General features: G+C 48.0%; 25 protein-coding genes. 13 read left to right on the top strand and 12 right to left on the bottom strand.

Features of this window, described 5'->3' with window-relative positions:
* Nucleotide 1 precedes the first annotated feature (1 nt).
* Nucleotides 2-2,407, top strand: coding sequence for a DNA topoisomerase IV subunit A (gene parC, locus KNO65_RS00620; protein WP_214781148.1), 2,406 nt, complete (start codon nt 2-4; stop codon nt 2,405-2,407).
* Nucleotides 2,408-2,439: 32 nt separating this feature from the next.
* On the opposite strand, the gene KNO65_RS00615 is transcribed toward parC, so the two are convergent.
* Nucleotides 2,440-2,952 (bottom strand): DinB family protein, encoded by a 513-nt coding sequence (locus KNO65_RS00615; RefSeq protein ID WP_214781146.1) that lies wholly within the window; start codon nt 2,950-2,952, stop codon nt 2,440-2,442.
* Nucleotides 2,953-3,076: 124 nt separating this feature from the next.
* Between KNO65_RS00615 and KNO65_RS00610 the strand changes: the two genes are divergently transcribed.
* From KNO65_RS00610 to KNO65_RS00600, 3 genes are read left to right on the top strand one after another with little or no spacing between them, the layout of a single operon-like run.
* Complete coding sequence (locus KNO65_RS00610; protein WP_196430736.1) at nt 3,077-3,694, top strand: NUDIX hydrolase; 618 nt, start codon at nt 3,077-3,079, stop codon at nt 3,692-3,694.
* Between the two features lie 11 nt (nt 3,695-3,705).
* A complete protein-coding gene (locus tag KNO65_RS00605) occupies nt 3,706-4,419 on the top strand; it encodes an MBL fold metallo-hydrolase (protein ID WP_214684260.1) in 714 nt (237 codons plus the stop codon).
* A gap of 15 nt (nt 4,420-4,434) precedes the next feature.
* Complete coding sequence (locus KNO65_RS00600; protein WP_012726325.1) at nt 4,435-4,887, top strand: GNAT family N-acetyltransferase; 453 nt, start codon at nt 4,435-4,437, stop codon at nt 4,885-4,887.
* 125 nt (nt 4,888-5,012) lie between these two features.
* Here KNO65_RS00600 and KNO65_RS00595 read toward each other — a convergent pair whose 3' ends face one another.
* Nucleotides 5,013-5,552 (bottom strand): GNAT family N-acetyltransferase, encoded by a 540-nt coding sequence (locus KNO65_RS00595; protein WP_159562319.1) that lies wholly within the window; start codon nt 5,550-5,552, stop codon nt 5,013-5,015.
* A gap of 264 nt (nt 5,553-5,816) precedes the next feature.
* Between KNO65_RS00595 and KNO65_RS00590 the strand changes: the two genes are divergently transcribed.
* The 5 genes from KNO65_RS00590 (at nt 5,817) to KNO65_RS00570 (ending at nt 10,397) form a co-directional block, all read left to right on the top strand.
* Nucleotides 5,817-6,665 carry a transporter substrate-binding domain-containing protein gene (locus KNO65_RS00590; RefSeq protein WP_214781144.1) on the top strand — a complete coding sequence of 283 codons (849 nt, stop codon included), beginning with the start codon at nt 5,817-5,819 and terminating at the stop codon, nt 6,663-6,665.
* Between the two features lie 7 nt (nt 6,666-6,672).
* A complete protein-coding gene (locus KNO65_RS00585) occupies nt 6,673-7,371 on the top strand; it encodes an amino acid ABC transporter permease (protein ID WP_074037007.1) in 699 nt (232 codons plus the stop codon).
* A 113-nt stretch (nt 7,372-7,484) separates the two neighbouring features.
* Nucleotides 7,485-8,393 carry an AAA family ATPase gene (locus tag KNO65_RS00580; RefSeq protein ID WP_012726321.1) on the top strand — a complete coding sequence of 303 codons (909 nt, stop codon included), beginning with the start codon at nt 7,485-7,487 and terminating at the stop codon, nt 8,391-8,393.
* Nucleotide 8,394: 1 nt separating this feature from the next.
* Nucleotides 8,395-9,423: a DUF58 domain-containing protein gene (locus tag KNO65_RS00575; protein WP_012726320.1), complete on the top strand. Its 1,029-nt coding sequence runs from the start codon at nt 8,395-8,397 to the stop codon at nt 9,421-9,423.
* Nucleotides 9,420-10,397: a hypothetical protein gene (locus KNO65_RS00570; protein WP_214781141.1), complete on the top strand. Its 978-nt coding sequence runs from the start codon at nt 9,420-9,422 to the stop codon at nt 10,395-10,397. The genes KNO65_RS00575 and KNO65_RS00570 overlap by 4 nt, the downstream gene beginning before the upstream one ends.
* Before the next feature lie 43 nt (nt 10,398-10,440).
* Here the strand turns inward: KNO65_RS00570 and cls are convergent, their stop codons facing one another.
* Nucleotides 10,441-11,907 (bottom strand): cardiolipin synthase, encoded by a 1,467-nt coding sequence (gene cls / locus KNO65_RS00565; protein ID WP_214781135.1) that lies wholly within the window; start codon nt 11,905-11,907, stop codon nt 10,441-10,443.
* 110 nt (nt 11,908-12,017) lie between these two features.
* Between cls and KNO65_RS00560 the strand changes: the two genes are divergently transcribed.
* Complete coding sequence (locus KNO65_RS00560; RefSeq protein ID WP_159562315.1) at nt 12,018-13,238, top strand: cation:proton antiporter; 1,221 nt, start codon at nt 12,018-12,020, stop codon at nt 13,236-13,238.
* Nucleotides 13,239-13,284: 46 nt separating this feature from the next.
* Here KNO65_RS00560 and KNO65_RS00555 read toward each other — a convergent pair whose 3' ends face one another.
* On the bottom strand, nt 13,285-14,073 hold the full coding sequence (locus KNO65_RS00555; protein WP_159562314.1) for a LysM peptidoglycan-binding and 3D domain-containing protein: 789 nt from the start codon (nt 14,071-14,073) through the stop codon (nt 13,285-13,287).
* Between the two features lie 208 nt (nt 14,074-14,281).
* Between KNO65_RS00555 and KNO65_RS00550 the strand changes: the two genes are divergently transcribed.
* Entirely contained in the window at nt 14,282-14,542 is a 261-nt protein-coding gene (locus KNO65_RS00550; protein WP_159562313.1) for a DUF1294 domain-containing protein, read from the top strand.
* A gap of 152 nt (nt 14,543-14,694) precedes the next feature.
* Nucleotides 14,695-15,489 carry a helix-turn-helix transcriptional regulator gene (locus tag KNO65_RS00545; protein WP_214781133.1) on the top strand — a complete coding sequence of 265 codons (795 nt, stop codon included), beginning with the start codon at nt 14,695-14,697 and terminating at the stop codon, nt 15,487-15,489.
* A 14-nt stretch (nt 15,490-15,503) separates the two neighbouring features.
* On the opposite strand, the gene KNO65_RS00540 is transcribed toward KNO65_RS00545, so the two are convergent.
* Nucleotides 15,504-16,262, bottom strand: coding sequence for a glucose 1-dehydrogenase (locus tag KNO65_RS00540; protein WP_214781131.1), 759 nt, complete (start codon nt 16,260-16,262; stop codon nt 15,504-15,506).
* A gap of 185 nt (nt 16,263-16,447) precedes the next feature.
* On the opposite strand from KNO65_RS00540, the gene KNO65_RS00535 reads away from it, so the two are divergent.
* On the top strand, nt 16,448-17,284 hold the full coding sequence (locus tag KNO65_RS00535; protein WP_214781129.1) for an alpha/beta hydrolase: 837 nt from the start codon (nt 16,448-16,450) through the stop codon (nt 17,282-17,284).
* Nucleotides 17,285-17,320: 36 nt separating this feature from the next.
* On the opposite strand, the gene KNO65_RS00530 is transcribed toward KNO65_RS00535, so the two are convergent.
* From KNO65_RS00530 to bglA, 7 genes are all read right to left on the bottom strand, one after another.
* Entirely contained in the window at nt 17,321-18,211 is an 891-nt protein-coding gene (locus KNO65_RS00530; RefSeq protein WP_214781127.1) for an alpha/beta hydrolase, read from the bottom strand.
* Nucleotides 18,204-18,758 (bottom strand): helix-turn-helix domain-containing protein, encoded by a 555-nt coding sequence (locus tag KNO65_RS00525; RefSeq protein WP_031423702.1) that lies wholly within the window; start codon nt 18,756-18,758, stop codon nt 18,204-18,206. Before KNO65_RS00525 ends, KNO65_RS00530 begins: the two co-directional genes overlap by 8 nt.
* Nucleotides 18,759-18,878: 120 nt before the next feature.
* On the bottom strand, nt 18,879-19,142 hold the full coding sequence (locus KNO65_RS00520) for an excalibur calcium-binding domain-containing protein (RefSeq protein ID WP_159562307.1): 264 nt from the start codon (nt 19,140-19,142) through the stop codon (nt 18,879-18,881).
* 114 nt (nt 19,143-19,256) lie between these two features.
* On the bottom strand, nt 19,257-20,081 hold the full coding sequence (locus tag KNO65_RS00515) for an SDR family oxidoreductase (protein ID WP_214781125.1): 825 nt from the start codon (nt 20,079-20,081) through the stop codon (nt 19,257-19,259).
* Between the two features lie 87 nt (nt 20,082-20,168).
* Complete coding sequence (locus KNO65_RS00510; protein ID WP_214781123.1) at nt 20,169-20,492, bottom strand: ArsR/SmtB family transcription factor; 324 nt, start codon at nt 20,490-20,492, stop codon at nt 20,169-20,171.
* Between the two features lie 69 nt (nt 20,493-20,561).
* The gene (locus KNO65_RS00505; RefSeq protein ID WP_251131620.1) at nt 20,562-21,371 is read right to left on the bottom strand and encodes an MBL fold metallo-hydrolase; all 810 of its coding nucleotides are present in this window, start codon (nt 21,369-21,371) and stop codon (nt 20,562-20,564) included.
* Nucleotides 21,372-21,461: 90 nt separating this feature from the next.
* Nucleotides 21,462-22,898: a 6-phospho-beta-glucosidase BglA gene (gene bglA / locus KNO65_RS00500; RefSeq protein ID WP_214781119.1), complete on the bottom strand. Its 1,437-nt coding sequence runs from the start codon at nt 22,896-22,898 to the stop codon at nt 21,462-21,464.
* Nucleotides 22,899-23,027: the final 129 nt, after the last annotated feature.

Below are 23,027 nucleotides of genomic sequence, written 5' to 3'. Positions count from 1 at the left end.
AATGTCGACGATTCAACACATTTTAAACCTATCTCTCGAACAGGTCGTTGGAGACCGGTTCGGGCGTTACTCAAAATATATCATCCAAGACCGCGCCTTACCGGACGCACGTGACGGACTCAAGCCTGTACAGCGCCGGATTCTATATGCGATGCACCACGAGGGGAATACGAACGATAAGCCCTATCGGAAGTCCGCCAAGACGGTCGGGAACGTCATCGGGAACTATCACCCGCACGGTGATTCGTCCGTCTATGAGGCGATGGTACGTCTCTCGCAAGATTGGAAACTCCGGTATCCGCTCATCGATATGCATGGGAACAACGGGTCGATGGACGGTGACCCAGCAGCGGCCATGCGTTATACGGAAGCCCGTCTCTCGAAGATTGCCGGTGTCATGCTGACGTCGATTGCGAAAAATACGGTCGATTATACACCGAACTTTGATGATTCTACGGAAGAACCGCTCGTCTTGCCGTCGCTCCTTCCGAACCTTCTCATGAACGGAACGACAGGGATTTCGGCCGGTTATGCGACGGAAATCCCACCGCATAACTTGACAGAAGTCCTCAACCTCGCCATCGCACGCTTGAAGGGCCAGGTCGATACGGCGAAAGACGCACTCGAGTACGTCACGGGTCCTGATTTCCCTACTGGTGGGACAGTCATGGGCAAAGACGGTATCTTAAAAGCGTTCGAGACCGGTAAAGGGAAGGTCATCATCCGGGCGAAGTCCGAGATTGAGCAATTAAAAGGTGGCCGTGAACAGATCACGATCACAGAACTTCCGTATGAAGTGAATAAGGCGAATCTCGTCAAAAAGATGGAAGAGCTCCGTCTCGATAAAAAAGTCGAAGGTGTCGCGGAAGTCCGTGATGAGACGGATCGGACGGGTCTTCGAGTCGTCATCGAATTGAAGAAAGAAGCGGACGCGGAAGGTGTCCTTCACTTCTTCTTGAAGCATACGGACCTACAGCTCGCCTATAACTACAATATGGTCTCCATCGTGAACCGGACGCCGAAACAGATGGGAATCATCCCAATCATTGACGCCTATTTGAAACACGTCGAAGAGGTCGTGACACGCCGGACGACGTTCGAGCTCGAGCAGGCGAAGAAACGTGCCGAAATCGTCGACGCCTTGGAACAAGCCATCTCGGTCCTCGATGAGACGCTCGAATTGATCCGTTCCGCAAAAGATAAAGCGGACGCGAAGAAGAAACTGATGGAGCGGTTCTCATTCACAGAACGCCAGGCCGAAGCGGTCGTCATGCTCCAATTATATCGACTCACGAATACGGACATCGTCGAGTTACAAAAAGAAGCAAAGGCGCTCCAAAAAGAGATTGCCCGCCTCTCAAACATCCTCGAGGTGGACGCGACAAAACGGAAGTTGATCGTGAAAGAACTTACGGCATTGCGTGACGAGTTTGGCGATGACCGTCGCTCGGTGATCGAATCGGAAGTCGAAGAATTGAAACTGAAGACGGAAGTCATGATTGCTGTCGAAGAGACGATGGTATTCGTCAGCCGTGACGGGTACGTCAAACGTGCCTCGATGCGTTCGTATGGAGCGTCGAGTGACGTTTTACCGGAGATGAAAGAAAAGGATCGTACACTCCTTACGACACAAGCCATGACGACGGACCACTTGCTCGTCTGGACGAACAAGGGCAGCTACCTCCTCATCCCGATCCATCAGATTCCAGAATCGAAGTGGAAGGATGCCGGACAACACGTGGCCAACCTCGTTCCGATTGAAGGGGAACAGGTTATCTCGGCAGACGTCGTCTCGACGTTTGATACGGACGCCCATTGCCTCTTCGTGACGAAAGACGGGATGGTCAAACGTACACCGTTACGCGACTACGACGCGCAGCGGAAATCGAAACCACTCATGGCCTTGAAGCTGAAAGGTGACGACGAGGTCGTCTTCGCCGGGATCAGTGACGGTCCAGGGCAGTTGTTCCTCGTTTCAGAGCGTGGATATGGGCTCTGGTTCAAAGAGGATGATGTCCCTGTCGTCGGACAGCGGGCAGCCGGTGTGAAGGCGATGAACCTGAAAGACGGTGACCTCGTCGCCGATGCCTTCTCCTTCTTCACGCCACCATTATTCGTTCTTGTGACGCAACGGGGAGCGGTCAAGAAGATGAAGCTCGAGGACCAGTTCGACTGTACGAACCGCAACCTTCGGGGGACGATGCTCATTCGTGAGGTCAAATCAAAACCGCACCAAATCCGTCGTGTGCTTCCGGTGCATGGGGATGAGACGCTTCATATCGTCGGAAAAGAAAAAGCAAAACAAGTAAAGACAAAAACCCTTACGCTACTCGATCGCTATGCCAACGGCTCGTTCGTCTTTGACGAAGACTCGTTCGGTGAAATCGAGGACGTGTATCTCGATTAATCAAAAGACCTGTGATTTGGCTGATTCGCCGTTCACAGGTCTTTTTGTCGTAGCCATGTCTGTAGATCGTGTTGTTGTCGTCGATGGTGCCGCGTGTGCATCTCGATGAGGTTGAACCATTCTCTCGCATTCAGCCAGCCGAACCCACCGTGAAGCGTCTTTCGATTGTCATCTGCATCGTTCAAACGGGATTCCAACGTATCCATCTTTAAGATTAAGATGGTCATGCGTTCTCGCAATCGATCTTTCGAGTCAGTATTGTTCGGTGGTTGATTCATCTCAGGTGGGAGCTCGATTTTTATCGGTGGAAAGTCTCCCCGTTCGAACAACTTTTCTCCAAAAGACGTCTTCTCTCCACCGAGTTCACCCTCACCACGTAGGCAGCGGTCGGCCTCTTCTAAATACTCCTCTGCGACCAAAATGAGATGGTCAAACATTTGGCCAATGGACCAGATGCTCGGGGCATGCTTGTATCGCAAGTCGGACATGGTATAACGTGCGAGATCTTTTCTGAATCTGATTAATTCATAGCGTATCCTCAACATCTCACCTCCATTTTCTTTTAGTATACGTGATTGAAAACTGAAGTCAGAGAATGTGAGTTCTGAAAAGGAAGAATGCATCGATTTGCCGAAAAAGACATGTAGGACAAAAGATAGGGGGATCTATATGTCTCAATGGCTGACGTGGGCGAAACGGATTCAGGCGCTGTCTCAGGCCGGTCTGACGTTCACGCGTGATCAATATGACCGAGAACGGTACGAAGAGTTACTAGAAATCGTAAGAGAGATGTATGAACGGCACTCGGACTTATCTAACGAGGCTATCTTACAACTCGTTCATGTGGACGGTTATCCGACTCCGAAACTTGATGTACGAGGCGTCATCTTCAAAGATGACCGAATCCTGCTCGTGAAGGAGCGGTCAGATGGGTTGTGGACCTTACCCGGCGGTTTCTGTGAAGTGAATCGCTCTCCTGCCTCGAATATCATCAAAGAAGTAGAGGAAGAGGCTGGCCTGGATGTGATTCCAGTACGGTTGCTCGCCTTGTTCGATATGCATGAACATCCACACCCACCTCTCTCGGAGCATTATTACAAACTTTTCATCGAGTGTGCACTGATTGGTGACGGGGAGGGGAGCGCCGGCGTGGAGACGAGTGACGTCGGTTTCTTTGAACGAGACGATTTACCTGAGCTCTCCCTTGCCCGCAATACGATCGAACAGATTCATATGTGCTTTGACGCGCATTGGCAAGAAGAAGACTGGACCACTTTATTCGACTAGGAGGCTCAATGATGCAAGTAAGACGATATGGACATATCCATCAACTGACCTTTTATGCTCCCGTACTACCAATCAACGTTCAACTGTTTGAGCATGAGCTCGGACTCGTCTTGATCGACACAGCGCTGGAGCGGAACGCGACCGATATCCTGTCGTATATCGCCGAGCTAGACAAGCCACTCCTCGCGATATTGTTAACGCATGCTCATGGGGATCATGTCGGTGGGGTGGACACCATCAAAGCAGAGCATCCGCTCGCTGAACTCTTCATCTCCCGACGTGATGCCCGCCTCTTATCGGGAGATCGGTCGCTAGAGGAAGAAGAGCAGAATAAGATTCGTGGCTCTTTGCCGACGATTCGTTCTACACCGGATGCGGTATTAGATATTGGTGAGCGGTTATTCGGTTTACGTGTCCTCGATGCAGCGGGTCATACACCAGGATCGATTGCGTACTATGACGAGGTAAATCGGGTATTATTTGCAGGTGACGCTTTTCAAACTCAGGGAGGGGCAGCGGTAGCGGGAGATGTTCGGCCGTTATTCCCATTACCAGGACTCGCGACATGGAATCGGTCCGTTGCCGTTGAGAGTGCGGAGCGGCTAGTGGACTTGTCACCACTCCTTACTTTCGTAGGGCACGGTCCGCCACTCAAAGGGACACACCGGCTCTATTTGGCGTTGAAACGGGCGAAACGGAAGCAGGCGAGAAAGTTTATCCGTTAACGGGAGGGTTGCACCATGCAGCTGAAAGAAGTTGCCATTCATCAATTTGAGCAAGCCCAACAGATGCTCGAGATTCAACGTAACGCTTATGCGGTCGAAGCGGAACTGCTCGGGTTTGACGAAATCCCAGCGCGCTATGAGACGATTGATGTCATTCAAAACTTACCAGGCACGAGTTATGGCTTATATATCGAGGAGCGGTTGATTGGGTTTGTCACGGTGGAAGCATCTGAGAAAACTGTTGAAATCACGAAACTATGTATCGACCCGACATACTTTCGGGCGAGACTGGCGACGACGTTACTCGAACACATATTGAGCATTCACAAAGGAAAGTTGATTTACGTGCATACGGGCAAGCATAACGGACCGGCGAAGCGTCTGTATACGAAACTTGGATTTGAACCGAGTGCCGAATTCGAACCAGAACATGGCGTCACATTGATCCGGTATACGCATACGTCTTAAATTCAAATCTCATCTCACTATCATAAGTATACTAAGATAATGAGATGAGATATTGTTTTTACTGATAATATATGTTATGTAAACTAGTGAAAAATAGAGCAAAAAATTGCTCTGACTGAAGTTCCCTATTCCTTAAAAATCTTGTACCAGTACAAGGTCAATTCAATTTGTGGATTTGCATATTGTTTTGTTGAATCGACGCCACCAAGTTGAAATCCCTGTCTTTCATAGAAACGACAAGCAATGAGATTATCGTTCTGAGCTTCAAGCGACAAACCAATCATCCGTTTCTCTTTTGCCCACTGTTCGGCTGTTTCGATCAACATTTGTCCAATCCCACGCTTACGATATGTTTGACGGATCGCGATATTTTCAATGTATGCAAAGCGACTCCAATCCTTCACGAGTCGGATTTGTCCGACACATTCATCAGCGTCCATCGCTAAAAAGACGATTCGATTGTCATGTTCGATATACTGCGTCCAATCAATCCGGTCTTCTGGAAATGAGGTTTCTTTCGTCACGACATCTAGCTCTTCAACATAAGACCATTGACCGTTTATGTAACTGGGAACTATCCGTCCGATGATTGGAAAAGGATCATTTGCATCATTCACAATGTGAACATGCGCCTCATCTAGGGCTCTGATTCGAATCATACTCATCCGCTCCGCCTCCTCTATTGCGTATTAGTTCTTCATTCATCTCATTTTACTTTCCAGAATGTAATATAAGGCTCATTGATTCTGTCTCAATTTAATTTTACTTCTGTATCATTGTTGTGAATTTAGCATTCATCGGAATGATAACGCTTTATGAATAAACGTTTCAAATTTTAAATTCACCTGTTTAAACTATGTTTCACAGTTGCTAGACCGCTGAAGTCATGCTATTTTTAGACAGATGAACCATCTTAAGGAGGAATTCTTGTGAAACGAACGACTAAAGGTTTGGCAGCAACTTTATTTTTAGCAATCCCTCTTGCCGCTTGTGGTGATGATAGCACGAATCAAGCAGATACGACACGCTGGGAAGAGATTCAAGAAGAAGGCACATTGACGGTCGGAACTGCCGGCACCCTCTACCCCGCTTCTTTCCGTGAAGAAGAGAGCGATACGTTGACAGGTTTCGATGTCGAACTCATGAAAGAAGTCGCCAAACGCCTTGATCTCGAAATCGAGTTCAAAGAAATGGCATTTGACAACATGTTAACGAGTGTTCAGAACGGTCAAATTGACATCGCTGCAAATGATATCTCGGTAACAGAAGACCGTAAAGAGAAGTTCGCCTTCTCAAAACCGTATAAATACACTTACGGGACTGCTATCGTTCGCAAGAGCGACCTCTCTGGAATTGAATCACTCGAGGATTTGAAAGGCAAGAAAGCCGCTGGTGAGGCGACGACTGTCTTCATGGATGTGGCTCGAGAGTATGGAGCAGAAGAAGTCATCTATGACAACGCCACGAACGATCAGTACTTGCGCGACGTTTCGACGGGACGGACCGATGTCATCTTGAACGACTATTATCTTCAAACGTTGGCACTTGCTTTCTTCCCTGAGTTCGATATCACGATTCATCCGGATATCGCCTATAACCCGCAAGAAGTAGCATTTTTGATGGATAAAGACAATGACGAGCTCCAGGAGAAAATCGATCGTGTACTAGATGAAATGCTTGAAGATGGTACAGTCAAAGAACTATCTGAGAAATTCTATAATGGTGCCGATGTTTCGGTAGAACCTGACGTAGACGCAACAATCGTCGAAACGAAGTAATGTTGGCATGTCGTTCTCAGATGTCAAATGGGACGCCATCTTTGACGTAGACCTGGCGATCCAATCGTTTCCTTACCTGTTGGGCGGGTTACCGAATACGCTTTGGATCTCGTTCATCAGCATGTTTTTTGGTCTCCTGCTTGGTCTTTTGCTGGCGCTCGGGAAGTTGTCTCCGACACGACTCCTTCGCTATCCGTCGACTTTCTATATCTCGTTCATGCGTGGAGTCCCCATCTTGATCATTCTGTTCATCCTCTATTCGGGATTCCCGTTCATCGGAATCGAGTTCGCCGCTTTGACGGCAGCCATTCTCGGATTTAGTCTGAATTCTGCCGCCTATATCGCTGAGATCATCCGCTCCTCGATTCGTGCGGTTGATGACGGACAGGTTGAGGCGGCTCGTTCACTCGGGATGGGGAAATGGTTGACATTGAAGGGGGTCGTCCTACCGCAGGCGACACGGATTGCCCTTCCGCCGCTCTCAAACGTTTTTCTCGATCTGATTAAAGCGAGTTCGCTCGCTGCGATGATCACGGTACCTGAGATATTTAATAAGGCCAAGATCGTCGGTGGACGAGAGTTCGACTACATGACAGTGTATATCGTCGTGGCGTTGATCTACTGGGCAATCTGTACGTTCATGTCCTTTTTCCAAGAATGGCTCGAACGTCATTTTGAACGATACTTGGATTCTCCAAAACGTTGACTGACTGGCTTATGCCGGTCGGTCTTTTTTAGTGAAATGGATTTTTGATACATCTCCTGAACCGATTATGCTATGATTTTCTTAATTATCAGAAAAATATAGGGGGATTTTGAATGAACCATCCATGGGTTTCACATTTGAATGATCAAGTCATTGGTCAATCGAAAGCCATCAAGCTCGCTTCGATTGCATTACTATCAGGAGGTCACGTTTTACTCGAGGACCGTCCCGGTACGGGGAAGACTACACTTGCCCGTAGTTTGGCAAGTTCGATATCAGCGACATTTCAGCGTGTACAGTGTACCCCGGATACATTGCCAAGTGATATTTTAGGAATGGAGTTATTCAATCCGACGACCGGAGCGTTCGAACGTCGGACGGGTCCGATTTTCACATCGATTCTACTTGTCGATGAGATTAACCGGACGACGCCACGTACACAATCTGCGTTGCTTGAGGCGATGCAGGAACGTCAAGTGACACTCGGGGAAGTGTCGCTTAAGCTACCGGAACCATTCTTTATGATTGCCACTCAAAACCCATTCGATGGACAAGGGACGTTTCCGCTCCCGCAGGCTCAATTGGACCGTTTCTTATTCAAATTGACACTCGCTCCCCTCTCGCGAGATTCCGAACGACGACTGATTCGCAATGAGCACCTCGCTTCAGAATCTTTCTCTCTGCAACAGGACGAATTGTTGAAGATGCAACAAGAGGTACGAGATGTCCGATTCCACGAGGCGATGGAGGATTACTTACTGGATTTGATGGAGTCACTTCGTCATCATCGTGACATCGAGGTTGGACCAAGTCCACGTGCGACGCTCGCGTATACGATGGCGGCTCGGGCTCATGCCTATATGGAAGGACGCGACTATGTCTCACCAGAAGATATTCGGGCACTCGCGCTTCCGATTTTAGGGCATCGAATCGTCTTGACGGTCGAAGCGTCGCTGAAGACGAAGCCGTCAAAGTTGATCAAATCTGTACTCGAGACCATCCCGGTCCCCTCAGAGGTGTAAGATGCAGTTAGTCAGCCCACGCTATCTCGAGTCCGGCTATATGTGGCTCCTGTTCGTCGTCGGGGTCTTTACGGCACTTTATGGGAACGTCTTGATTGCCAGTCTATTGATTGGATTCAGTCTCTATGCACTGGTCATGCCATCTTTTATGTTTCGATTGGCAGAACAAATCCATGTCGACCTCACTGAGGAGATGAAACTCTTTCCGAATGACGAGGCCGTCTATGTCTTGAAACTTGTGTCGACGGCAAAAGTCCCGCTTGGCGTTGTCCGCCTATCCGGCTATTTGCATCCCACCGTGGAATCAGAAGGACATGCGTTTTGGCGGCAGGAGAACTTTGTCGAGACGAATGCGACTGTCGACTTCACAATCCCGCTCCATGCGAAGAAGCGAGGTCCTATCCGCCTTGAGGCTATCGGGATGGAAATTCGGGATCCGTTACGTATGTTCTCGCTCTATAAAGAGGACTCACTCCCACGCATCGGCTATGTCTTCCCAGAGTTTTCGCCCTATCCGATTCCGAAACGTCCCCCTACTCTCCCAGGTGAGGAGATGGTTCGTCATAGTGCCTATCGTGACCCGGAGACGTTCCAATCGGTCACTCCATATCATGGGCAACCGATGCGACAGCTATATTGGTCTGCCTATGCGAAGACGGGCGAACTGCTGGCCCGTACCGAGCAACCGGTACAAGCAAATGAATATGTCATCGTCCTCGACTTGTTGACGAAGGATGGGCGTGCCCTCACCTATCAGATGGAGCGCCTCATCTCGCAAGCTGCCGCATTATGCCGTGATTTCGAGAAAGAAAATGCGAGTTACGGTCTGATTGTCCCGACGCTTACGAAGGATGGAATCACGTATGACCTTCAACCGGGAAGTGGTGAGGTACATTTTCGGAAGATTATGACGACGTTCGCTTGTCTGTCCGAGAGTGATTTTCCGCTTGCTCGCTCCTTGTTTGAACGAAAGGTCGCCAAATACAGTGGGAATCAGTCGATTCTCCGCTTGGGGGGTGACGGTCAATGAGATGGTTATGGTGGGTCTTCGCAGCATTTTACATCGGGCACGTGTTTCCATTGCTCTTCTTATTGACACTTCGTCTCCCTCGGAATACACAACTGATTGTACAGACGATCATGAGCGTCGGTGCCCTTTATTTCTCTTATGAGATGAGCATCATGCTTTTGTTATTCACATACGTTCATGCATTCATTCGGACGTTGGATTGGACGGACCGTTACGCGATGGCGAGCGTATTGTTTTTAGTGGCGGACTGGTTATTCCCCCCGGCATCGCAATCGCTCGCGATGGTGCTCTTTCCGTTCATCTTTTTGATTTGGCAACGAAACCTGTATTACCGTCGCGACTACAAGCGGATGGTGACGATGTTGACCGTAGGCCTAGGCATCGGTCTGATTGTCTCTCTCATCATTCGTACGATTAAAGAGCTATTGTTTGGTAATGTCGTCGCCTGGATCACTCCATTCTTTTTGTGGATCGGGAGCTGGTTTGATGGAATCGTACTCGACCCGAATGATCGCGTAAACCGCTTCCTCGTACCGGATAATCCGAACCTAGATGCGGAGACAGTGGCGCAAGAGACATTGCTCGCGTCCGCATCGAATAACTCGCTGTTCTATATCGGAGTGTTTGTAATGATCTTGCTTCTTGGGGTAGGATTGTTCTTCTATCTGCAGAAGCGAAAAGACATCCAGGAAGATGGAATGATTCCTAGGAGTATTCACCACCCGACACTCTCAGATAAGCGGATCGTCCGCTCGCCTCGCCAGATTCGCCTTCTTGAGACGGGACGAAAGTTAGAACAGCATCACCCACGTCATCGAGAGGAGACGGTGGCTGATTGGTTGCAGCGAATCGAGTTCACGGACCACAGGCTTTATGCAGATTGGTTAGAGGCCGCAGAGTATGGGGACAAGGAAGCGCCACAAGCAATTAGTGATTCATTCGAACGACTCGTTGAACAAGTGAATAAACGCTAAAAAACATCCGGCAGAGGAGTTCCTTCTGACCGGATGTTTTTCATTATAAAATTGGACTGAGAAGGCGGGACACGCTCTCTTTGAAGCGAATCCAACGTGTCCTCGATTCATATCGTTCGATGGTTAGCCGCTCAGCGCGTGCCTCGTCTCGCTCGAACGCATCGATGACGGACTGAGCGACGGCTTTGTCGAAGACAAGCGCTGAAATTTCAAAGTTGAGGCGGAAACTTCGGGCGTCGATGTTCGTCGTCCCAATTGATGCGACTTCTCCGTCAATGACGAGCGTTTTCGCATGAAGGAATCCTTCCTCATACGTGAACACTTCTGCCCCGTAACGTACGAGTTCCGCAGCGTTCGCATAGGTCGCCCAGTAGACAAACATATGGTCGGGCTTGTTCGGGATCATCAGTTTGATCTTAGTACCCGCCATCAGGGCGATTCGACAGGCATCAAGGAAACTTGCATCCGGGATGAAGTAGGGAGTCTGGATATAGATACATTCTTTCGACTGGGTGATCATTTTGACGAGCATATTCTTTAAATGCTCCGTCGACGAGTTTGGACCCGATGTCACGATTTGAACCGGGGACGCATGACGAGCAATCCCTTCGATTGGCCAAACAAAGTCGTCTTTCTGTGCCTTCGTTCGTGTCGGGACAGAGCGATTCCAATCCAGGATGAATCGTTCGAGCAATTCCTTAACGGCGTCGCCTGAAATTCGTAAGTGAACATCTCGCCAATAACCGAAATGCTCATCCTTTCCAAGATACTCATCCCCGACGTTGAAGCCGCCGATATAACCAAGTTCTCCGTCAACGACGCAGAGCTTTCGGTGATTTCGATTGTTGACGCGGAAGTTGATGCCGAGTTTGGACGGAAAGAACGATTTGACTTCCCCACCGTGGGCCAGCAGGTCCTTAAAGTGTTTGTGCCTCAGTCCCCTCGAGCCTACCGCATCGTAGAGGAGTCGGACACGTAATCCTTGTTTTGCCTTTTCGGTCAATAAGCGAATTAACGATTGACCCAGCGCATCGTTTTGGATGATGTAATATTGAATGTTCACTTCTTTCGTCGCCTGTTCAATATCTCGAAACAGTTGATCAAACTTCTCTTTTCCGTCGTGAAGGACGTCGATATCGTTCTGGAAAGACATCATCGCATTCGTCGATACGAGATTCAATCGTGCGAGTCGTCGGTGCTTCAATAGAAGTGGATGATTGAACGGTGCCATGGATTGGTCCAATTGGTCAAGTTGCTCCGCCACATGATGATGATACGTTTCACGTTTCTCTTCTTCGACTTCATAAAAGTTTTGAGATTTGATCAATCGACCGAAGAAGATGTAGACGAAGAATCCGATGAGAGGCAAGAAGAAGAGGACGAGTAACCACGCCCAAGTCGTTCCAATGTCACGCCTTTCAAAAAAGATAATGGTGATTGCAAACGTGAGGTTAAGCAATAAGATGAGCCAAGTCATGATGACGATAATGAGTCCGATAGTCACTTCCATGGTATCCCTCCCTTTCTTTCAATTCTTACCCGAAATCAAACAATCTTAGCAAATGTTTTTCCTGATTTGGGTATACATTAATGAAGAAGTGAAGAATCGGGGGGAAGCTTATGGAAGACATGATGATTGGGTTCAGCTTACTTGTCCTCATCGGTGCACTTTCGCAGTTACTCGCTTGGCGATTTGACTTTCCAGCCATCTTGATTATGACGGTTGCAGGGATTCTAGTCGGACCGATTTTCGGTTGGTTGGAGCCGGATCGGATACTCGGTGAGCTTTATAGCCCACTCATCTCCATCGCGGTGGCGCTCATCCTGTTTGAAGGAAGCCTCAGTCTCGAATTCAGGGAGATTGACGATTTGCGGAGATCAATCTTTCGTCTCGTCACGGTCGGGGTATTCGTTTCTTTTATCTTGACCTCGATTTTGCTCATCATGGTTGGAGATTTTCATTGGTTGCCAGCATTTACGCTCGGTGCCATCTTTGTCGTGACCGGACCGACCGTCATCATCCCGTTACTTCGACAAGCTAACTTGTCCGCTCGCCCAGCTAAAGTCTTGAAATGGGAAGGGATCATCGTTGATCCCCTTGGCGCCTTGATTGGACTCTTTGTCGTTCGAGTGGGATTCATCTTCTATCAAAACGACGGGCTCGCGAGCCACTTGCCATTTTTTTGGTCCTGTATCGTCGCCGTCGCCTTTGGGATTGCCGTTGGGCATCTATTGATTCGTTTGTTCGGGAATGAGAAAGTCCCTGAATATTTAAGAACAACCCTCACGTTCTCTGGGGTCCTCCTCGTATATTCAATCAGTGAGTGGGTCATGAGCGAGGTTGGGCTATTGGCTGTAACGGCAATGGGATTGACGATGGCAAATTCAAAGCATGGACATATGCATATTCTGAAACAGCTTCGTGAGTTTAAAGAGAACATTTCAATCTTGCTGGTTTCGACAGTCTTCATCATTCTGACGGCAAGTTTGACACGTGATAGTTTACTCGCCATTTTCGACTGGCCTCTCCTCTTGTCGATTCTCGGAATCTTATTTTTTGTCCGACCGATCTCGGTGCAGACGTCGCTCCTCGGTTCTCCGCTATCCGCTCAAGAACGGGCACTCATCAGCTGGATTGCCCCTCGAGGTATTGTTGCGATGACGGTGACCGGTTTCTTTGCACAAGAGATTGCCGAACTGGGAATTGAAGATGCGGAACGGATGTTGCCAATCACACTCGGTTTAGTCGTAACGTCTGTCGCCCTACATGGATTGACGATTAAACCACTCGCGAAGCGACTCGGACTGACGAAAGTGAAGAATCCTTGGGAGAAGGTATAGACAAAAAAAGACACCGCCCGATGGCAGTGTCTTTGATCAGCTTGAATTAGTTCAAGACTTTGATTGTGATTGATTGGCGACCGAAAGCAAGTGCTTGCTCTTGTGTCGGCATCAAGATATCGATTTTGTTTCCTTTGATGGCACCACCAGTGTCTCCTGCGATGGCTTCTCCGTATCCTTCAACCCATACTTTAGAGCCGAGCGGAATGACAGAAGGGTCAACCGCGATGACTTTTTGGTTCGGGTTCGAACGAACGTCGATTCCTGTCGCTGTGATACCAGAACATCCTGCACAATATGGTGTATAAGCTGTCGCTTCAACTGTCATTGTCTGACCTGAAGCCGGAGCTTGGGTTTGCGTTGTAGACGATGCAGTTTTTGTTACAGGTGCTGATGTCGATGTCTTCGGTGCTGTTGTCTTCGCATCGTTCGCTACAGATGCAGCGGCTGCACCTTTCACGGCGAACTCTTGTCCAGGGAAAATAAGATCTGAATCAAGACCGTTCCAAGTCATCAATTGATTGACAGAGATCCCGTGGTTCAATGCGATACGATAAAGTGTATCACCTGATTTAACTGTATACGTTTTAGATGCAGTAGAAGCTTGTGATTTTGCTTCTGCCTTTCCAAGTTTCAAGACTTGGTTCGGATAAATCATATTTGAGTTTAAGCCGTTCGCTTGTTTGATGTCGTTTACAGAGACGTTGTTGTTCACGGCGATACGATAGAGTGTATCTCCAGACTGAACTGTGTGTGTTGATGCTGCCGAAGCTGGAGCAGCGACTCCTAAACTAAGGCCAGCGAGTGCCGTTAGTGTCAATAGTGGTTTTTTCATAAGAATATTCCTCCCTTTTCTAACGCCCCCTTACTGTAACACCTGTATATTTCACAGCGATTACAGGACGATATGAGAGTGTTATCAGTTCATTTACAGAACAATTCAAGAGGATGAGAGGTTTCTGAAAATTGTTTCAATCTATTGAAACGGCTTCACAGAGCCAATTTAAGATATACTAGAGAGAGAAAAAAGGAGGTTTTGGTCTTTGGAACTATTACTGCTATATTACATTGTGACTAATTTACTAGCGTTTGTGTCATATTTTGTCGATAAACGACGGTCTCGTGTCGGAGCTTGGCGTATTTCTGAGCGGACATTGTTGACGATGGCATGGATCGGTGGAGCGTTCGGTGCCTATTTGGCGATGCGCGTCTTTCGTCATAAGACGCTAAAACCGAAATTCCGAATCGGAGTGCCTGTTGCAATTCTCGTGCATGCTGCGTTTACCGGTTGGCTGATTTTTTAAACTCTTATATAGAAGAAACTCGATTGTATCTTTTAATGAACGATGATTAAAAATGTCAGATTCGTCCCAGTTCATGCTCATTTCAAAGTGTTTCTCCGTGAACAATCGAAATGAAATGTCGGGAAATTTCCGAAACGAGGAGGATGGCTCTTTTGAAGAGTATCGAGATGATTCGTCACGGATCATTGACATTAAAGGTGACTGATCACTTCACTGTTCTTTTTTGCAAGTCTGGGATGTCCGTGATTCGAGTGAACGGAGTAAGCCTCACCCTTCATCCAAGAGAAGCCGTTCTCTTGGCACGAGGACAAAGTGTCATGGTTGAGAAAATCGAGGAAGCGTCACCGATGAGGTTACTCGATTTTGATCCGACTGCTTTGTTCCATCCCGAGTTGGCGAAGCGATATGTGACGCCATATCTAAATACTGAAAAGTCCATACATATGATAAAACCGGAACGAGGTCATCAATCTATTATTCAGACGATTGAACGGGCCGTTCAACATTTATCTGCGGACGGTCCACTCGCATTGATGGATGCGACACTTCAATGTACAGTCATCTGGCGCTACTGGATTCAGCAAGAGACTGAAACGATGAAGAATGAGAACAAACGGGAAAGTCTTCGTCATATGCTTGCTTATGTCGACGCTCACATAGAGGACAGACCGACATTAGCCCAAATCGCTCATGCGGGCAGTGTGAGTCGAAGTGAGTGCTCTCGTTTGTTTGTATTCTTTGGAGACACATCTCCTATTGCGTATGTACAGATGAAGCGAATGGAGCGGGCCGCCACTTTATTAGAAGATTTGACGGAAGGTATCGCAGACATCGCCAATCGCCTGAGCTACTCAAGTGTCAGTCACTTCGTACAGACATTCAAAGCACATCATGCAATCACCCCGCTCGCCTATCGAAAACAATATCAAAAGAAAAGAGCCGAATAACCGACTCTTTTCTTTTATCTTGCGGTCCACCCACCATCGGCTTTCAAAACATCTCCATTCACGAAGCTCGAATCATCCGATGCTAAAAAGAGGGCGACGTTCGCGATTTGCTCTGGTTCTCCCATCGGGGCTTCCCCCGCCCCTTGAATGGCGCGCATCCCAAGTTCGCTCGGTGCTGTGATGGTTGACCCAATATTCGTATTGACGCCACCCGGTGCGATGGCGTTTGCTCGAATCTTACCGAGCGTGCCATGTGTCGCCGCGATGTTCTTCGTCAATCCGATTAACGCATGTTTTGAGGCCACATACGCTGCACCACCTCGTGTACCGAATAATCCTCCGACCGATGCATTGTTGATGATGACGCCACCCCGGTTCTGCTTCTCCATCACTTGGATGGCGGCACGTGAAAGTTTCATCGGTCCGGTCAAATTGACGCCAAGGACACGGTCCCATAATTCATCCGTCACTTCTCCCACCGTCATGAAGTTGTCCATGATTCCCGCGTTATTGACGAGAATGTCGACCGAGCCGAACGTGTCTTTCGCCGCATCGACGAGTTTATCAATATCCGTTTGATTCGTCACGTTACCAGCAATGCCAAGAACTTCCCCACCCGCTGCTTTGATTTCATCAACTACCGCCTGCACAGCATCTTCATTCAAGTCGAAGGCGACGACTCGTGCGCCTTCTTCCGCAAACAGTTTGGCGATGGCTCGCCCCATGCCTGAACCTGCGCCAGTGACAATTGCTGTTTTTCCTGAAAGCTTCATTCCTCATTCCTCCTTTGAAAGGTCAGAACGTATACGATGTGTGATGACAGTAATCTGCCTGTCACTATGTTATACCCACATTTGGTTGCGAGCCTCCTGAGAAACATGGCGATTTTTCTTCAATTGACTCCCAGCAATCTTTATACTTGAATGGAAAGCACTCCATTATATAAAGGAGAGATGACGTGAGACAATTCCATGCAACCGTCCATGGTCGAGGTGAACCTGTACTTTTCCTTCCCGGTGGAGGATTCACTGGGTCACAAGGCCAATTATTTGCCGAAGCATTACATAACGATTTCGAAGTTCACCTGTTAGATCTACCTGGATTTGGTGAAAGTGAGGGACTACATACATTCGCCACGTCCAAAGTACTCGCGGACTGGGTCGAGACGTATCGAATCTCACGACACCTTGAATCGGTTCGACTAATCGGTCATTCGATGGGAGGTGCCATCGCCCTGGCTTATGCAGTCCATTATCCAGACCAAGTCAGGCATTTGATACTTCTCGACCAAGGACATAAACCGAACGCTATGCTACCATATCGGGAATATGGCATCTTCGGATTCGCCTTACCGCTTTTACGTCTACTGTATCACCATTCACCACGACGCCTCTTGAACTGGATTGAAACGAAAGTGAATAAGAGTGACCCCACGTTTTCTGAAGAGCGGTTCCAACTGTTCTGTCGACGAATCGGGGTCGAGCCGACGTTATCGATTCGTTCTGCTGTCGAGCAATCGGCCCGTCTTTCGACCGGTGGCTTACACTTGTTGTTTGGTTATGATGGATTGGATTTTAAGGACTTGTTACGACGCGTCCAAGTCCCGACGCACCTGTATTATGCGGATTTCACGGGAATTGATTTGAAGGAGGCGAAGCGAACGCTCCATCATGTCAAACGAGCGGAACGACTGCTTCATCCTTCTGTACAATTGATTGCCGTACCAGGTGGACACTTCGTTCAATGGAGCCGTCATTTCTCGATGGAAAACGTTGAGCGGTTCTTACATACATAAAACAAGACAGCGGAGAGGTTTCCGCTGTCTTGTTCGTCATGATGCCCAGTCGTGGCGCTTTAGCCATTCGTGAAGTTGATGCTGTAGCTCAGGATGGAGCGGTTCACTGAGTTGTGAACGATATTGTTTTTTCACGTCCAAAATACTCATCTCACCATCGAAATGTTTCAACATATGGTCCATGTCCTTAATCTTTTGTACCTCGATATGCTCTACGTGAAGTGCAGCGAGCTCATCTAGATGCTCGACGTCCGTTTGAACGTCCCGGTCTCCTGTCAGTGCGAGCGTCGGAATGTTCAATTGAACCAATCGTTCTCGAAGTGACACGTCTGTGTGTGCAAGATGCTCCCGTAACCATTTGGCAGGGAACTTCATCAGCTGGATCCGCATCGTATCCTGATCCGTTGCTGTGACGCGCTCGAACAGTTTTTGTTGTTTCCCGACGACCGACTTCTCATTCAAGCTAAAGCGAAGCAGTTTACCCTTGATCCCTTTCGTACGTTTCACTTCATCGAGTAAGGCATGCGCCTGTTCCTGCATGCTCGTCTTCAAGGCGACACCGGCACCAGACAACAGTATGAGACCAGAAACGTCTTGTGAGACATGGTCATGAGATTTCAGATAACGGACGACCGCCGACACGTCATCAACGAGTCCTGTCAGACCGACGCTATGTCGATTGCCACCACTCTTGCCAATCCCCCGTTTGTCATAGCGTAATGTGATGAATCCTTGGATCGTCAGCCATTCTGCTAAGTCTTTATACAAGTTTGACTTGAAGCCGGTACCGTTTCCGTCACGGTCCAATCCTCCCGTCCCTCCGATGAGGACGATGGCTGGAAAGGACGACCGTTCCTGATCGGGTGTCGTTATGGTGGCAGCAATGGTTGTTTCCCCTTGAATCAATACATTTTCTTGTTTATACATCATCCATCTCCTCCTTTTCTTCTACCGGCATGAACGCGTAGGAGAATTTCCGCAACGTACGTTCTTCAGATGGTTCATGCTCGAGCACTCCCTCTAAGAGATCGTAGAGACCTCTTAGGAATCGATCACTCTCGGCATCAGACAGATAAAGTGGGATACTCCGAAAGCCGACCTTGTCTCCTTGAAGGTCGATTTTGTCCCGCTTTAAATAGTCTCCGAAATCCATGAGCAGTGACATCGCGAACGTGTAACATATTTTATATAGTTGTTCACGATCTTCCTCTTCGACGACTTGATTGACAGCGGTCAATGGATTGTTTTGAATCGCGTACACTTTTTCATACACCCCACGTACTTTGTTCTCACTTGCGACAGATAAAATCTCGTCTTGTACCATCTTGTTGATATGGCGATAGAGGCTCGCTTGGGGCACATCGGGAAGCAACTTTGCCAACTCTCCGGTCGTCACTTGCTCGTTCATGAGAACGTGCTGAAAAATTTTCATGCGAATCGGGTTTAACAGACTTTTTAAAACGTCTTGATTCATCATCTTCACCTCATTATTATCATATTTGATAATATTATTACTTATGATAATATCATGCGTCCGAATATGTGTCTACGTCCATATAAAAAGCCGCCCTCATTGACGGCTATATACATGTTCTTATCTCTCACAGGCGATTCCATCTTTGTCGCGATCACGTGCTTTGTTCGCGTCATATAGTGCTTTACTTACATATGGCGTGTAACGTGTCTTACCACCTTTATTTTTCGTCGTCTTTGACTTGGCTACACCACCTTTATACGTTTTGTTTAACTCTGTACAGTTTTTAAATGTCTTGACCGCTGCATCTACTGATTTTGTCGGTGTTGAAGACAATCCGATGACTAGAATGAATGTTGAAAGTGCTAGCATGACTTTTTTCATGAAATCCCTCCTCTTAGATGGTATATCGGGTAATTTTGTGTGAGTTGAATCATTCTCAAAACGACATAAAAAATCCTTCTCATTTTCTATAGAAAACAAAAAGGATATGATTCATTATTTCTTTTCAACGACACCTCGGACAATCGCGAAGAATACCCGGTTTGGAAAATAACGCTTGAGGGCAATCAAAAGGCCCGCTTGTTTACCTGCTGGATAACGGAGTCGTTTCTTCCGTTCGGTCGCGGATCGCCAAATCGTCTCAGCGACAACGTCTGGACCTTCGGCGTTCGCACCAGCGGCATTCGTGTTATGGAGCGCAACCTCTGTGTAGCCATCATATACATCGAGCGGTTGGTCACGGACGAGTTCTTGGGAACGACCGTAAAAGTCTGTCTTAATCGGTCCCGGCTCAATCAATTTCATGTCGATATTGAAAGGTGCCAACTCGAACTGGAGCGATTCGATGAATCCTTCAATCGCCCATTTTGAACTGTGATACAAGCTGTAAATTGGGAATGTGATCTGTCCACCGACGGAGGAGACGGTCACAATCCGTCCGCTCCGCTGTTTGCGGAAGTATGGGAGTGCTGTCCGAATCACATTCATGACCCCGAATACGTTCGTATCAAATTGCCGCTGAATCTGTTCGGGAGAGGCTTCCTCGAAAATTCCGACCGCTCCGTATCCAGCATTGTTCAACAACACATCCATCGTTCCATGATCCGAGACGATTTGTTTAAATGCCTCTCGGATACTCGACTCGTTCGTCACATCTAGCTGATAGAGAGACACCCCTTTTAGGTTAGACAGTTCTTGATGGTCTTCAGGTCTTCGCATCGTCGCGGCGACATGCCAGCCTCGTTTGCTGAACAGTTCGACCGTTGCCCGACCGATTCTGCTCGATGCTCCTGTGATGACAATCGTTTGTTTTTGGTTCATATTCATTCCCCTTTAATGTTTATATGTTTAAACTTTTAAACTCATTGGTGAAAAAGAAGCCTTTCTCCCTGTTTCCAAAAAGAAAGGTCATAAGATACATTCATCTTCAATCGCACGTGTCAGTGCCTTCAGCAGTCCGACCGCATCTTCAAGTGTCAGGAAATAAAAGTTCTCTGTCCCGACTTTCTCCGATGAGACGATGCCCGCTTGTCGAAGCAGTTTGAGATGATGTGAGATGGCTGGTCGAGACAACTCAATCTTTTCATCAATCTGATTGACGTTCAAGCGTTCATGTTTGGCAATCTCGACGATAATGCGTTGACGATTGACGTCGGCTAATACTTGGAACAATGGAATCGCATCTTCAAATAAAGATAACGAGACTTCGGGTGTGGCATCTGGTTGTTTCATATTCATCACTCCGTTTAAAAGTTTAAACGTTTAATCCTGTACTAAGAATACTAGGTGATTCGCCTTCTGTCAACGAAGTTGTTCGTACACTTCACGTAGAATGCTTGCAATCATGTGTCTCGAGTCATAATCCCGCTTGGAGATTTTGACGAGCGGCGATGGTTCGGGGAAGAGCTGGGCATTGATGTCGTCAATGTTGTAGCCCGCTGCAGTTTTTGTTATCACGTTATCAGTCAAACGTTCTAGATAATCGAGCTTTTTGGTCAGTTGCTCCCTTCCCTGTTCGAGATGCCCGGCGTGTTGGCAATAAACTTCCTCGAAATTAAGACTCAGAACACGTTTGAGAGAACGAATCTGTTCAGGTACCGACTCCTCCGGAATCATCACCTTCGGATAAGGATGGACGAACAAATCACCCGAGAACAGCCGACCGTTCTCCTCGTCGTATAAGACGACGTGATTCGGTTCATGACCAGGTGTGTGGATTACCTGATAAGTATGATGTTCTGATGTGATCTGATTGTCATAATAGGCAATCGGCTGAAACGGTTCGGGGTCTCCTGAAAAGCGTACCCGATAATCTGGGATGTCTAGCCCCGTCCGGCACATGTCCCTGGCGGATTCTCGTATGTAAATTGGGACACCGTATGTCCGTTCAAGCCAGGCTGCCGTTCCGATATGGTCTTCATGGGGGTGCGTGATGCTGACAAGATCGATTGGAACCGACTCATAAAACGGTTGAAGTTCGGGTAGCATCGTGCGTGTTCCCGTATCGATGAGCATCCCGTCGATATAATACACATACATCGACATCTCGAATGGACCGTTCTTTACGTTGGCACAAACAGCCGTCACCGGTCCATAGTTCTTTATTTGCATCATGCGTCCCTCCAATTTTTCACTTTTCTTCATTATATCGAAAAAGAGCAAAGACCTGCAGTCATTTCACAGTTCTTTGCTCACCCTTATTTAGAGATTCTCTCCATTCGTCGCAATGACCTGTTTGTACCAGTCGAACGAGTCTTTCTTCATCCGCTCCATCGATCCGTTCCCTTCATTGTCACGGTCGACGTAAATCATCCCGTATCGCTTCTTCATTTCTCCCGTCGTGAACGAGACGATGTCGATGATGCCCCAAGGTGTGTAACCAATCAAGTCGACCCCGTCATAAATGACGGCTTGCTTCAATTGTTCGATATGGGCCTTCAAGTAATCGATTCGGGCTTTGTCATGAATCTTTCCGTCGACAATCTCATCGACGGCACCGAATCCATTCTCGACGATGAAGAGCGGAATTTGGTACCGGTCATAGAGTCGGTTGAGCACATAACGGAGTCCGACCGGGTCAATCGCCCATCCCCAGTCACTCGACTGGATATACGGGTTCTCGACCCCATTCGGCAGACCACCGTTGACGATATCGCCACTGTTGTCCGCGACGACGTCACTCTTCACGGTCGTCGACATATAGTAACTGAAACCGAGATAATCGACCTTTCCGTTCTGTAGGATTTCTTCGTCCCCTTCAAGGATTGGGATGTTATACCCTTCCCGCTCGAACTCGTTCAAGGCGTAGCTCGGATAGAAGCCTCGTACTTGTACGTCCGGGAAGAAATAGCGTTGACGCATCATCTCTTCGGCGAGCATGACGTCATCTGGGTTTGATGAATACGGATAAATCGGTACGTGAGAGACCATCGCTCCAATCTCGAAGTCAGGATTGATGGCTTTCCCTTTGGCAACGGCGAGAGCGCTCGCAATCAGTTCATGGTGCCCAGTCTGATACATGACTTCGCGGGCGTTCTCCCCTTCTTCTAAGAGGACTCCCGAATTCGTCCATAAGAAGAGTGGATTGTTGACGTCCATCTTGTTGTTGATTTCGTTGAACGTCATCCAGTATTTGACCTTGTCTTTGTAACGGTCAAAGCAGACTTCAGCGAAGCGGACGAAATGCTCGACGACTTCACGATTTCGGAATCCCCCGTATTCACGGGCAAGATGGAGCGGCATCTCAAAATGCGACAGTGTGATGATTGGCTCGATGTCGTACTTTAACAGCTCGTCGAACAAGTCGTCATAAAATTGAAGACCTGCTTCGTTTGGTTCTGCATCATCACCATTCGGGAAGATGCGGCTCCATCCGATGGAAGTACGTAAACATTTCAATCCCATCTCAGCAAAGAGGGCCACATCTTCTTTATAACGATGGTAAAAGTCAATCGCCTCATGGTTCGGATAGAACTCATTCGGTTCGATCTTGTCTGTGATCCGGCGAGCGACGCCGTGTGCGCCGGCTGTCAAGACATCGACGACGCTCGGCCCTTTGCCATCAGCGTCCCAACCACCCTCGAATTGATGGGCGGCGAGTGCGCCTCCCCATAGGAAATCTTTAGGTAACGTCTTCATTCTCTGTTCCTCCTTTTGATACATCATACACGTCAAGTATAATTTTACCGGTACAATTTAACAAGGTCGATACATTTAAACATTTTTTGTTTCTCATGATATAATGAAATCAGTGACGAAAAAGTGAGG

This window comes from Exiguobacterium sp. S3 (assembly GCF_018617295.1).
GTDB classification, from domain to species: domain Bacteria; phylum Bacillota; class Bacilli; order Exiguobacteriales; family Exiguobacteriaceae; genus Exiguobacterium; species Exiguobacterium profundum.
This window is presented reverse-complemented; position numbering and strand designations above follow the sequence as displayed.